Annotated in this window: 8 protein-coding genes and 1 tRNA gene; 5 read left to right on the top strand and 4 right to left on the bottom strand. The window is 55.0% G+C overall.

Annotated features, from left to right (window positions below; translation table 11 throughout):
• Nucleotides 1–10: 10 nt before the first annotated feature.
• Nucleotides 11–2,752: a DUF4347 domain-containing protein gene (locus ACHZCX_RS10485; protein ID WP_319587183.1), complete on the bottom strand. Its 2,742-nt coding sequence runs from the start codon at nucleotides 2,750–2,752 to the stop codon at nucleotides 11–13.
• 49 nt (nucleotides 2,753–2,801) lie between these two features.
• A protein-coding gene (locus ACHZCX_RS10480) for an IS3 family transposase (RefSeq protein WP_319585211.1) occupies nucleotides 2,802–3,949 on the bottom strand; the annotation gives its coding sequence in 2 pieces (ribosomal slippage) (nucleotides 2,802–3,691 and nucleotides 3,691–3,949; 1,149 coding nt in all).
• A 939-nt stretch (nucleotides 3,950–4,888) separates the two neighbouring features.
• Between ACHZCX_RS10480 and ACHZCX_RS10475 the strand changes: the two genes are divergently transcribed.
• Nucleotides 4,889–6,070: a tyrosine-type recombinase/integrase gene (locus tag ACHZCX_RS10475; protein ID WP_319585389.1), complete on the top strand. Its 1,182-nt coding sequence runs from the start codon at nucleotides 4,889–4,891 to the stop codon at nucleotides 6,068–6,070.
• Nucleotides 5,997–6,902, top strand: a complete 906-nt coding sequence (locus tag ACHZCX_RS10470; protein WP_319585388.1) for a tyrosine-type recombinase/integrase — start codon at nucleotides 5,997–5,999, stop codon at nucleotides 6,900–6,902. Before ACHZCX_RS10475 ends, ACHZCX_RS10470 begins: the two co-directional genes overlap by 74 nt.
• A gap of 495 nt (nucleotides 6,903–7,397) precedes the next feature.
• Here ACHZCX_RS10470 and ACHZCX_RS10465 read toward each other — a convergent pair.
• Both ACHZCX_RS10465 and ACHZCX_RS10460 read right to left on the bottom strand, forming a co-directional pair.
• A tRNA-Arg gene (locus tag ACHZCX_RS10465) sits at nucleotides 7,398–7,474 on the bottom strand.
• 139 nt (nucleotides 7,475–7,613) lie between these two features.
• Nucleotides 7,614–8,237, bottom strand: coding sequence for a DUF309 domain-containing protein (locus ACHZCX_RS10460; RefSeq protein WP_319587182.1), 624 nt, complete (start codon nucleotides 8,235–8,237; stop codon nucleotides 7,614–7,616).
• A 27-nt stretch (nucleotides 8,238–8,264) separates the two neighbouring features.
• Here ACHZCX_RS10460 and ACHZCX_RS10455 point away from each other — a divergent pair, with 27 nt between their 5' ends.
• The 3 genes from ACHZCX_RS10455 to ACHZCX_RS10445 are packed head-to-tail and all read left to right on the top strand — an operon-like array spanning nucleotide 8,265 to nucleotide 13,387.
• A complete protein-coding gene (locus tag ACHZCX_RS10455) occupies nucleotides 8,265–8,465 on the top strand; it encodes a DUF1737 domain-containing protein (RefSeq protein WP_319587181.1) in 201 nt (66 codons plus the stop codon).
• An 18-nt stretch (nucleotides 8,466–8,483) separates the two neighbouring features.
• Complete coding sequence (locus ACHZCX_RS10450; protein ID WP_319587180.1) at nucleotides 8,484–9,722, top strand: exonuclease SbcCD subunit D C-terminal domain-containing protein; 1,239 nt, start codon at nucleotides 8,484–8,486, stop codon at nucleotides 9,720–9,722.
• On the top strand, nucleotides 9,719–13,387 hold the full coding sequence (locus ACHZCX_RS10445; protein WP_319587179.1) for an AAA family ATPase: 3,669 nt from the start codon (nucleotides 9,719–9,721) through the stop codon (nucleotides 13,385–13,387). Before ACHZCX_RS10450 ends, ACHZCX_RS10445 begins: the two co-directional genes overlap by 4 nt.
• The last annotated feature ends 65 nt before the right edge of the window (nucleotides 13,388–13,452 follow it).

Raw genomic sequence — 13,452 nt, 5'->3', positions numbered from 1 at the left:
ATTGCTTATTTCACACCTCAGGATGTCTCACAAACCCCGACCACCTCAGGTCGGGGAGGGTCACCTCCAGGGAAGCACTGTCGAGCTCGAAGGGGCTGAGGGTGAAGCCCAATCCAGAAGAAAAACTGTAGCTTGGTGCGAAGGGTAAAGATAGTGTTCCTTGGGCAGTGAAGTTATTTTCTCCAGTGTCGAGGCTAAAGCCGGTATCGTTGAAGCCCCAACCCTTGATGTCGAAATTATCCAGGGTGACCTCCAGGGCGACGTCGACCACCTTGCCGTCATGGATAATCAGGCCGTCACCGGTGAGCTCAGCGCTGATGGCTGGAAAAACGGGCCAGCCGGTTTTGAGTTTGAAGCCACCGAGGATGGCAAACTGATCGCTCAAGGCATCATAGCTTATCGACCAGTCCGTGGCCTCGACGGACACGATATCAAAAAGATCAAAGCTGACGCCGGGAAATTCGACATTACCGCTCACCCCTAGATGCGGGCCGGCGGTAGTGATGACCAAGGTGCCAGGATCAAGTGATAATGGACCTGATATAAGGTCTTCGGGGAGTCCCCACGTATCGTATTGGAGGCGTAGATCATTATTACCGAGATTAAGAGCGGTGAAAGTCGGTTTGAGGCCGGCTGCTCGAAATTGTGTTGTAGATGGATCGATGGTGCCGTCGGCCTCGGACAGGGAGAGCGATACTTGACCCGAAAAGAGAGGTCGGGATACGCCATCGATGATGGAGATAAAGGTGCCGTTGATAGTCAGGTCATCCCCGTCGAGTACATAGGTACCGTCGCTGACGGCGAGCATGGTTTGATTAGCTCCCTTGAGGCCGATGGCGGCATTGCCGGAGAAGATAAAGGTGCCGTTTCCCTGTCTTACCCATTCCGTACCAACCGGTTGCACAGACAGTATGCCCGTATCTGGAGCTGTGAAACTATTGGTGACAGAGTAGTCGTCATCGCTGCTGATATCCGCCAGCCCCACGACATTGACCAGTTGGCTTTGCACCGCACTGCTATCGCCGCCGTCAATTGCCCCCCAAGTGACCACGCTGCCGTCCGCCTTCAGCGCAGCAAAGGCCACACCTGTAGAATAGATTTGCTGGACGCCGGTAAGAGAAGAGGCCACTGCACTGCTATCGCCGCCGTCACCTGATTTCCCCCAAGTGACCACGCTGCCGTCCGCCTTCAGCGCGGCAAAGGCGTTCATATTAGAATAGATCTGCTGGACGCCGGTAAGAGAAGAGGCCACCGCGCTGCTGTCACCTCCGAAAAATGAATATCCCCAAGTGACCACGCTACCGTCCGCCTTCAGCGCGGCAAAGGCGTACTCTGTAGAATAGATTTGCTGAACGCCGGTAAGAGAAGAGGTCACCGTACTGCTGTCGCCTCCGAAATTTGAATCCCCCCAAGTGACTAAGCTGCCGTCCGCCTTCAGCGCGGCAAAGGCGTGCCCTGTAGAATAGATCTGCTGGACGCCGGTAAAAAAAGAGGCCACCGCACTGCTGTCACCGCCGGAACCCGACATCCCCCAAGTGACCACGCTGCCGTCCGCCTTCAGCGCGGCAAAGGCGTTCATATTAGAATAGATCTGCTGGACGCCGGTAAGAGAAGAGGCCACCGTACTGCTGTCGCCGCCGGAACCTGAATCCCCCCAAGTGACCACGCTACCGTCCGCCTTCAGCGCGGCAAAGGCGTGCCCTGTAGAATAGATCTGCTGGACGCCGGCAAGAGAAGAAGCCACCGTACTGCTGTCGCCGCCGGAACCTGAATCCCCCCAAGTGACCACGCTACCGTCCGCCTTCAGCGCGGCAAAGGCGAACCCTGTAGAATAGATCTGCTGGACGCCGGTAAGAGAAGAGGCCACCGTACTGCTGTCGCCGCCGAAACCTGACCACCCCCAAGTGACCACGCTGCCGTCCGCCTTCAGCGCGGCAAAGGCGTACTCTGTAGAATAGATCTGCTGGACGCCGGTAAGAAAAGAGGCCACCGTACTGCTGTCGCCGCCGGAACCTGAATCCCCCCAAGTGACCACGCTGCCGTCCGCCTTCAGCGCGGCAAAGGCGAACCCTGTAGAATAGATCTGCTGGACGCCGGCAAGAGAAGAAGCCACCGTACTGCTGTCGCCGCCGGAACCTGAATCCCCCCAAGTGACCACGCTGCCGTCCGCCTTCAGCGCGGCAAAGGCAAGCCTATTGGTAAATTCACCCGAAGTATGTCCAAAATATTGCAAGGGAATCGGAGTGCTGGTCATGCCCAGCACAAGGTCGCCCAGGCCGGAACCATCGAGACCAGCGGTTTCCACCGGCCCGGTACTGGCTTCCAGCACCCAATCCCCACCCTGCACTGCCGAACCCGTTAAATCAGTGGAGGCCGCCACATCGGCGCCGGTGAACGCCGCCATTTGCTCGATGAAGTCCTGGCCGGTTGCCCCCTGGGCCACATTGCAGCCATAGAGCAGGAGATCGCCGGTTGCCGAGAGGGCATTGCCAATCGTTGATAACTGACTGGAGTATACTGCCAGCGAAGACTGATTCAGAACTGTTGAACCCAGGTTCAGGCTGGCCTGGGAACCATGTGACAATATATGAATTGCAGTCAGATCGTTGTAACCTGATGCAATATTCGCCATCTGCACAATGCCGTCAGTTGCAGGATCAAGAATAAAGTAGGTGGCCCCAGGAGGTAGGCCGGAGATCAGCACATTGACATCGTCAAGCCCACCGTGAGGTGGTCGGGGTTTGTGAGACATCCTGAGGTGTGAAATAAGCAATGTTGCTTTTATTATACAGTTACAGGCCTCAGGCTGCCTTGCTCAATTGTTCGATTCGTTTTGAATAAGCCTCATTTGGAGTCTGCTTGTCAAGTGACGAATGTTTTCTTTTCTCATTATACCAGCCGAACCAGGAAGTCAGATCCTTGACAAGCTCAGTTCCCGTTTCGTATGACTTCAGGTAGATCCTTTCGTATTTCAGGGTGCGCCAAAGTCGCTCGATAAAGATATTGTCCTTGAATCGTCCTTTGCCGTCCATGCTGATTTTGACGTTCCAGGCCTTGAGGACTGAGGTGAACGCTTCGCTGGTGAATTGGCACCCCTGATCAGTATTGAATATCTCAGGAGCGCCATATTTAAAGAGAGCCTCTTTCAAAGCCTCAACGCAAAATCTGGTGTCCAGAGTGTTGGATAGTCGCCAGGCGAGAACCTTTCTGGTGGCCCAATCCATGATCGCGATCAGGTACATGAAACCCCGAGCCATAGGGATGTAGGTGATGTCAGTCGCCCACACCTGATCGGGCCTGTCAATGGTCACTCCCCGGAGCAGATAGGGATAGACCGGATGCTTCGGCTGTCGCCTGCTGGTGCCCGGCTTGGGAGCTAAAGACTCGATGCCCATGACCCGCATTAAGCGACGGACACGACCTCTTCCCACCACGAGTTCGGGAGTTGTGAGGTGATCAGCAAAGGAACGGCTCCCCATCCAGGGGTGCTCAATATAGAGTTTGTCTATCCGGGCCATCAGTTCCAAATCACCAACACGTAGACCGAAGCCAAGGCCGCGGTAATAGTTGGAACGAGGCAGTCCGAAAAGCTGGCAGCAACGCTGAACAGAAACTTCAGGATGTCCCATAGCGATCACCTGTTGTTTCTGCGCCCGGCCAAGTTCAGACCGGGCAGATTGGCTAAAAAATCGTTCTCAACCTTGAGCTTGCCGATCTGACGGTGGAGCTCGGCCACTTCGGCCTCATGGTTGACTTCTTTCTTCTTGCCCTTGCCAAAAAGCTCAGAAGCGTTCTTGGTCAGATCCTGCTTCCAGCGGGTGATCTGGGTCGGGTGAACCCGGTACTCAGTAGCCAGTTCAGCCAGAGTCTTGGACTCCGACAGTGCGGCCAGGGCTACTGTGGCCTTAAATTCTGCGCTGTGACGTGGACGATGAGGTGGGTTTGACATTGAACTTCTCCTTGCAAAATAGGTTGGTTCATTGCTTATACACCTGTCTCAATAATCGGCACCTCTTCACCGTCAATGAAAAAGATCTCTTGGGTTGTTTTGCTCATGTAAAGTAAATCGGCCATCATTGCCTCCTATGTGATGCTTCTCTCAAGCGCTGTTATCAGCAACCAGTCGGTTGCATGCGTTGTTCAGCAAAGAGAGAAACAAAGTTCAACATTAAATGGAGCAGGCCCCTGGCAGCAGGCGGGCGAAGACATCCAGTGATATGACTGTTTCAATGCATTCAGTTTTATTCGCACGAGCCGCAAGCCCTTTTTGCAGAATTTTGGTGTTTTCTGGCCTGGATCTACGTCACAGAGTGGAGATCCCCCCTTGGCTTGTATTAAATTGACAAAACTTGTTTATTGTCCGTAAATTTTTTTTATAACACAAGGAATCTTTTTTAATTAGCGCAATTTGTCTTTTCAAAACTACATATGATAAAGGGTGTTTATATCATGTTTGGCGGCTGTTCGAATCACTTTCGACCACCGGTATTACCCTCTAACCTGTCTCCTTTTTCATGCGATTCTTGAACTTGCTAGCTTTGAAAAGACCGGTAAATTTCTACGGTGCCCCCTTTGCCGTCAGAATGATTCATCGAGCTACTGGGCTTGATAACTTTCAAGGACTGGTGGTTGCCTGCAGTTACTGTAATACTGATAACTTGGTAAATATTGAACTATACCCACAAGACAATGAAGCTGTATGTCGAAAATGTGGATGTATGTTTATTAACTAACAGGACAAATCCAGCGAAAACAGCGTCATTTTTTTTATATTACCTCCAAAACAAGTAAAGATATCGCTTGTATATACGTAATAAAATTGAGACCGAGAAAGTGATAAAATACGGTTGTCAAAATCCTGTTTTTTCGAAGAGAGAAGGAGGATGTGATGGCCAATTCACTCGATTTTTCGAACAATTATTACCCCACTGAATGGCTTAGTTCGGTTTACTCAACCAACCATTCTTTATTCATTCCGCTTCAGGATAGCCCCATTTTTGAAGCTGAATCATTACAAACATTCTCCTTTCCTAGCGCCGGCGCTCTCTATTTTCACCAACCCAGTGAAAGACGGAGAGCACTCAACAGGGCTGCAGACAGATTAGAAGCAAGTAGCCTCCCTGGTTTTGAGTACGTCGTTTCGTATCTTTACAGCAAATACCGTAGTAATCACTCGATATCCTCGATCAGGCAGACAGGCAGGACTCTTTATTCCTTTTTGTTGTTTTTCAATGGGTTAGGACGGCACCATATTGAGCAGATCAGCAGGAAAGATATTGCTCAATACGTCGAGCGGGAGCAGGAGCGTGGGTTAAAGATCAACTCAGTCCGTCAGCACCTGCATACGGTATATTCCTTCCTCAATTATCTGGTCAGAAACGATATACTTCCCGCAGATATACTGCTGAAAAAGATCCGGTTGCGACTGCCAGAGATTCTCCCCAAAGCAATTCCAGCAGAAGATGTGGACAAAATTCTCCAAACTGTAACTAACACCAGGGATCGAGCTCTTATCCTTTTACTCCTTCATACAGGGATGCGAATAGGCGAGCTCCTCAACCTCCGGTTGCCAGATATCGTACAATCAGAACGAAAAATTTTATTGTACGTCGGCGAGAAAAATTTACACGGTAGGGTTGTCTATTACGGCAACACAGCAGAGAAGGCACTGAACGCGTGGCTGTCGATCAGAGACCCGGCTAATGAATACCTTTTCTACGGTTACAAGGGGAAATCACTGTCCTATGCAGGAGCGCGGAAGATGATGAAAAGCGTTATTCACAAAGCCGGACTTGAACACAAAGGGTACAGCCTCCATTCTTTGCGACATACCTACGCAACTAATATGCTGAATGCTGGATTACGAGTGGAAGTTTTACAGCAACTTCTGGGGCATCTGAACATTGACATGACACTGCGATATGCAAGGATATCGAACTTTACACAGGAAGAAGCCTACTTCAAAGCTATGGCAGTTATTGAGCAGGGAGGTCGCCATGAATATGACAGAGTCAATCCTGAATTACAGGCAGTATTTGAAGAGAAAAAATTTTTCTCCTCTCACGATTAAAAACTATCTTCACCGCTTGCAGCGATTTTTCAGTTGGGTTTCAACGGCTGTTGAATTGACGACTGTGGCGGAGATTAGATTGTATATTGACTACTTGCTTGAAAAACGTGTAGCCCCACGTACCATCAACTGTCACCTGTCGAGTATCCGGCTGTTTTATGATTATCTGGTAGATGAGGAGAATATCATCCTAGAAAATCCAGTTATCGGAGGTCTCCTGCTCAAGGAATCACGACCGCTTCCCAGATATTTAACCGATAATGAGGTAGAGGGATTTTTTAGATTCGTTTCCAATAAGCGGGATTTTGCAATTTTTATGCTGATGCTCCGTTGTGGTTTACGGGTTAACGAAATTGCGAATTTATCTCTCGATTGCATTGATTACAGACGCAGCCGGATAATGGTCAGAAATGGTAAGGGCGCAAAAGATCGGATAGTTTTCATCAGTAACGATGCAGCTAGTGCTTTGGCGGTCTATTTGCAACACAGGTCTGTGACAAAGGAAAGTCGAATATTCCTGGCTGAAAAAGGTCGGTGTCGTGGCAAGCCCATATCGGTTCGCGCGATACAGAAACGAGTAGAATACTACGCAAAAATTAGTGAGATTCCTGTTACCTGTCACAGGTTTCGGCATACTATGGCAACACAGCTTCTCAATGCCGACGCAGACTTGGTGAGCATTCAGGAAATTCTAGGTCATACTAAGATCAAAACCACTCAGCGTTACAGTAAGTTGTCAAATCTGAAAGTACAGCAAGATTACTTCACAGCCATGGAAGTGATCACTGAAAGGGCTTTGGGCAATCCGCTAGAAGAGAGTTCGAGGTCATAATCCGCTCTGCCAAAGCCCAATTCCTCCGACGAGCAATAAGTAGAGGCCCATTCTCGGAATCAGACTTTGACAGAGCTACCATCGAGGTGGCAAATAATCTTGACAGATCATATGTGAAGGGTAGAGAATAGACGCAAGTAACAGATTAATCTAAAAGGAAAAATAGGATCTGTTACGTATATAGACTGTCAATCACGATTTCGGTGCTGCTAGGACTTGTTCTCTGCTGAAATCCGAAGGCCCTACCCCTTGCACGTAAGACCAATAGTTGCGTTTGGGATTAACTGCATACAACATTCCCGGTCCAGTGATGACAATGTCGGTTTTGAATACAAAACAGATATGAATTACGAGTTTGGGTGTGTACGCTGAAAAGGGGCGTGAAAAATCGGGTAGAAAAAACCTTGTTCGGAAAAGGAATCTCGAGCGCGGACCGGAGGGCGACCGGAGAACAAAAAAAAGGGTCTAGGAGAAACTCCTAAACCCTTGACTACTTGGTACGCCCGGAGGGATTCGAACCCCCGACACCCGGATTCGAAGTCCGGTGCTCTATCCAGCTGAGCTACGGGCGCAGCGATGAATGCTGTACAGATAGCCCTGAAAAGTGGGGCTTGATCATTGTGATGACGTGGCAAGCAAATGAATAGTCACCTTACTCGGAAACAGCCGGCGTCGTCAACCCTGCCGCAGCCCGGAGGGAAGGAAAAACGATCAGGCGAGCAGCAGGGGGGCGTCTCCCTTGGGTGAGCGCAGGGCGGTAATCAGCCGATCCGGGTCGGTATAGGTGGCAAGGCGATCCCGGTTGGCCACCAGCACCGGCAGAGCCTTGGCCGCCAGTTTGGCCGCTCCCTCGTCAAAGCCGTACTCCCCCTTGATATACACCCCAGCGGCCCGAATCAGGGCTTGGAGAAGACTCTTTTCCTCGCCCCGGGCGCGCAGCCAAGCATGTTCCAGGATCTCATGCACCTCGAAATGCAGGCCGAGATCCCAAAGAACCAGCCCCTGCCACACCACATCGTCCGGCCCCTGAGCGATTTGGTCGAGAAACTGTTCGTAGCGTTCCAGCCGGAGAGCGATATACGCCACCTGCTCGGGCCCGGGGTTGGCGGCAAGAAACCGGTCCGCCACCTCGCGGGCGTGACTGAGTCGAAGTTCCCGCAAGCAGATGAGCAGCGATTCGGAGAGGTCGTTGCGGATGTCCCTGCTCAATCGATCACGGAACGGGTCGAAAGGGTGATGAATCATTTGTCGTTCTCCGGTCTGGTCAGTAGTATATTGGCCGGAGTCTGTGACCCTGGCTCCGGCGGCAATCTTGCCTTTTTCATCATTCATCATGTTAGTTCCTACAGATAAGGTGCAAAAATGATCCTGTACAGTTGTATTACCGGCCCGGACGACGAGACCTTCTGCAAACGCGTCTCCGATAAGCTCAATCGCGGTTGGCAGCTCCATAGCGGTCCTACCCTGACCTATGACGGCAAGACGGTGATTGCCGGTCAGGCCCTGGTCAAGACGGTTGAGGGCGAAGTCTTCACCATGGATACCAAGATTGGCGCGTATTAATTCGCCGCGAAGCGAACAATGCGCCTGATCCACACCTCGGACTGGCACCTGGGCCACCGCTTTCACGGGCGGCAGCGCCACGAGGAACAGGGCCGTTTCCTCGACTGGCTGGTCAGGCTGATCGAGGTGGAAACCATCGATGTCCTGCTGGTGGCGGGAGATGTTTTTGACACTACCACCCCAGGGAGCCGAGCCCAAGCCCTCTATTACCGGTTTCTTCATCGGCTGGCCGGTTCCGGCTGCCGCCATGTGGTGATCATCGGCGGGAACCACGATTCGCCCGCCCTGCTGGAGGCGCCGCGCGAGCTGTTGCGGCAGTTGGACATCCATGTGGTGGGCATGTCCGAGGAGAACCGGGATAAGGAGATCCTGCTGCTGCGGGACCAGGAGGGAGAGGCCGAACTGCTGGTCTGCGCCGTCCCCTTTTTGCGGGATCGTGATATCCGTCTGGCTGCGGCCGGTGAATCGCTGGAGGAAAAGGGGCGGCAGCTGCGCGACGGGATCCGGCTTCATTACCAACAGGTTTGCGAGGCCGCCGACCAATTGCGCCGGGAGATCGACCCGCACCTGCCTCTGGTGGCTCTGGGCCATCTCTTTGTCGCCGGGGGGCAGACGCAAGAAGGCGACGGCGTACGCGAGCTGTCCGTCGGCGGCCTGGAACGCATCGAGGGGACCAGTTTTCCGGAGTGTATTGATTACCTCGCGCTGGGTCACCTCCATCTTGGTCAATTGGTGGGCGGGTCCGCAACCCGGCGCTACTCCGGCGCACCGCTGCCGATGAGTTTTTCCGAGGCCGATCAGCGCAAGCAGATCCTCGCGGTACACTGTGAAGGGCGGATGGTGGCCGTGGAATCGATCCCCGTCCCTTCGTTCCAACTGTTTGTCTCCCTGCGCGGCGATCTGCCGGAGTTGCTGGATGGGGTGAAGCGGTTGAAAGCGGCGGCAAGCCCAGCCTGGGTTGAATTGCACTATCAAGGCCAGGCAATCATCCCCAATCTGCGCGAGCAACTGCTGGCGGCGGTGGAAGGATCGGAGCTGGTTGTCCTGCGCATCCGCAACAGCCGCATTTACGATTTCGCCCTGCAGCAGGGCCAGGCGGCGGAATCGCTCGATGATCTCAGCGTTGACGAGGTCTTTGAGCGCTGTCTGGAGAGCAACCGGGTAGAGGAGGTTCAGCGGCAGCTGCTGCGCGAGGCTTTTGCTGAGGTGCGCGAGGCCCTGGCCCGCCAGGACGGCGAGACGGAGAGCGGCTCATGAGAATCCTCGCCATCCGTCTTCGCAACCTCAATTCGCTGGCCGGCTCCTGGACCATCGACTTCACCGCGCCCGAATACGCGGCTTCGGGTATCTTCGCCATCACCGGGCCCACCGGAGCGGGCAAATCCACCATCCTCGACGCCGTCTGTCTGGCCCTGTTTGCCCGGACGCCGCGGCTCGGCCATATCAGCAAATCCAGCAACGAGATTCTGTCGCGCCGGGCCGGCGACTGTTTTGCCGAGGTCGAATTCGAAACCCGGCAGGGCCGCTACCGCTGCCATTGGGGACAGCACCGGGCCCGCCGCAGTGCGGAAGGTGAGCTGCAACCGCCCCGGCACGAGATTGTCGATGCCCGGAGCGGCAAGGTGCTGGAAACCAGGAGCAAAGAGGTGGGCCGGTTGGTGGAGCAGGTGACCGGCATGGATTATGACCGGTTTACCCGTTCGATCCTCTTGGCACAGGGCGACTTTGCCGCCTTTCTCGAGGCCGATGCCGATCAGCGCGCCCCGATTCTCGAGCAGATCACCGGCACCGGCATCTATTCCCGGATCTCCATCGCCGTCCACGAACGCACCAGCGAGGAACGGAGCAAAACCGCCCTCCTCCAGGAGGCTATGGGTACGGTTGTCCTTTTGGAAGATGAGCAAGAAAAGGCGCTGGCGACTGCGATCGGCATGGGAGCGGCAACTGTGGCTGGTCTCCAGCAACGGCTTACCCTGCTGGGTGAGGCTCTGCGCCGGATAGAGACGATCGAGTTGCTGAAGAAACAGATCCTTGATGTCGATCAACATTTGCACGATCTGGCCCGCCGACGGGAGGAGGCCAAGAGTGATCTGGAGAGGTTGGATCGCGGCCAGCGCGCCCAGTCCTTGCTTGGCGAGTATACCCGCCTCACGCACATTCAGGAGCGGATCGCCAGCCTGCGCGCCAAGGGCGAAGTACTTCGCGTTGTCATCGACACGCTCCAGCAGGATCACCGACGGGAGGCTGAAGACCATGTTCGGGCCTGCCATCAGGTCCAGGAGACTGAAGAGATCCAGAGCCGGGAGAACGACAGGATCAAGGCCGTGCGGGCTCTTGATCTTCACATTCATGAGAAGAAAGAGGCCATTGCTCAGGTGAGCGCTCTGCTGCCCCAGGTTGAAAAGGAGCGGAATCAACTCCTGCAGCAGCAGCGGGATCTGGCGCGCAAACAAGGGGAGATGGTCGCGCAACTAGAGCAACTCGCGGCCTTTTTACAGGAGCATGCCAGCGACAGCCTGCTGGTGGAGCATCTGGCCGGTTTCCGTCAACAACTCCTGCAGTTGGGGGCAAAGGAAAGCGATCTGCTCCGGTTGGAGCAAACCCGGAAAGAAAAGCTGGACGCTCGGACTTCGGCGGCCCAGAATATCAGTCGTCTGAGCCAGGCGGAGGGGCAGTCGGGCCAGGCCTTGGTGGCGCTGCGAGAGCGGCAGCAACACCTCCAAGTAGATATCCAGGGTCATCTGGACGGTCAGGCCCTCTCTTTTTGGCGTTTGCAGGTCGAACAAGAGGAACAGCAGCTCCGGCAGTTGGAACAGACCGGTGAACTCCTGACCCGGAAGAAGGTCCTGGAAGAGGAAATGGCGGCACTCGGTCGCTCGGTCAGGGAATCCCAGGCCCAGGCACAGCAACACGCAATTGAGCTGCAGACCCTGGAGGAAAAACGGCAACTCCAGCAGCAACTGGTGGTTGCCTGTGAGCAGAACCACCGATTGGCCCTGCACATTCACAGTTACGAAGAAGAGCGAGCCCGCTTGGAAAACGGCACTCCCTGCCCCTTGTGCGGGTCCACCCACCACCCCTGGTCCGATGGGCAGCCGGTGGTCGAGGCGTCAGAAGAGGCACTTGCCCAGAGCCGGAAAGAGCTGGAACAGATGCTGGTGGCAATGACCCGGAAACGGGAAGAGCTGGTCGGACTGACCAAGGATATCGAACACGCAGGGAGGGCCGTCGACAAAGGGCGGCAGCAACGAGTGGAGTTGGAGCAACAGCTGGGACCGTTGCTCCCACTTCTCGGGGACGAAGCGGGTACGGATCGGACCGCGCTGACAGCTTCTTTGCTGGCGCAAGGCCGGGAGTTGGTGGCAACTCTGCGGCTGCGCATTCAGGCGGTTGAACGATTGGAAGGTGAGGTGAATACCGTGCGGAACCAATTGGAGCAGGCCACTGCAGTACACACCGACCTGCTCCGGCAGGCACAAGCGTTTCGTCATGCTGGCGAAGCAATGGACAACGAGATGAAGCGGCTGGAAGAACAGACGCAGGAGGAGCGTGTCCAGATCGACAGCTGTCGCGCTGAATTGCTGAGCCAGTTGCAGCCTCTGAACATCAGTGAATGCCCGCCGCAGCAAACGGATCAACTACTGGTCCGCCTGGAAATCCGGCAGCAGGCCTGGAAAGAGCAGCAACAGCGGCAGGAGCAACTGGTGCAGCGCCAAACCCATGTGCAAGCAGAACAGGACAAGATTGACTTGTTGCTGACCACCATCGATAAGACCCTGTCCCAGCAGACGACGGAGCTTGAGGATGTGCGCCGGGAAGAAGGGCGCTTGCGAGGAGAGCGGTTTGAACTCTATGGTGACCGCGATCCCAATCTGGAGGAGCAAAAGCTCAAAGCCTTGGTGCAACAGGCCCAAGCGGGGGAACTGGCAATCCGCACCCGCCTGACCGGGATCGACAAAGAGTTGCACGGCCAGAGCGAACAGGCGCGGATGTGCGCCGAGGAATGGGCCGTCCTGCAGCCCCAAGGCCGGGCACTGGAGGCCGACCTGCTCGGTCGTCTGCCCACAGCTGGATTCGAGGACTTGGCGGATTTGCGGAGCGGCCTGCTGCCGCCGGAGGCCTTGGCGGAACTTGGTCGACTGAAGGAGGGGTTGGACAAAGAACAGGCCGTGCTCACCGCCCGCAAGGCCGAACAGGCCACTGTCCTGGAACGGGAGGAGGTGCAGCAGCGGGGCCAGAAAGACCAAATCGAACTTCTTGAAGAGCAGCAAGCGCTCACTCGGGAGATTGAGACCCTGCAACAGCAGATCGGCGCCGACCGGGAACGGCTGGCGGTCAACAGTCGGCACAAACAGCAGTTCGAGGTGCAGCAACAGGTTCTGGCCGCCCAGCAGGTGGAGCAGGAGCGCTGGGAACTCTTGCACCAATTAATCGGCTCAGCCGACGGCAAGAAGTTCCGGGTCTTTGCCCAGGGGTTGACCTTTGACGCCATGATCAGCCATGCCAACCGCCAGTTACGCAAGATGAACGATCGTTACATCCTCCTGCGCGACCCCAAAGAGCCCCTGGCCCTGCAGGTGATCGACAACTACCAGGCCGGGGAAACCCGGTCAACCCGCAACCTCTCCGGCGGCGAGAGCTTTCTCGTCAGTCTGGCCCTGTCTCTGGGGCTGTCCGCCATGGCCAGTCACAATGTCCGGGTCGATTCCCTCTTCCTCGACGAGGGGTTCGGTACCCTGGACGAGGAGGCGTTGGATTCCGCCCTGCAGACCCTGACCGAACTGCAGCAGGACGGCAAGCTGATCGGCATCATCTCTCATGTACCGATGCTCAAAGACCGCATCGATCTTCGCATCCAGGTCCTACCGGGACCGGGCGGCAACAGCCGGCTGCTCGGTCCGGGCTGCCGTCACTCTTCCTGAACGAGTACGGCAAGGGCTCAACGCTCCTGTCTGTTCTCCCGTTACAGCCCGCACTATTATTCCCG

The organism is uncultured Desulfobulbus sp. (assembly GCF_963662935.2).
GTDB lineage: Bacteria > Desulfobacterota > Desulfobulbia > Desulfobulbales > Desulfobulbaceae > Desulfobulbus.
The sequence above is the reverse complement of the archived record's forward strand: the minus strand, read 5'-3'. Positions and strand labels throughout refer to the sequence as shown.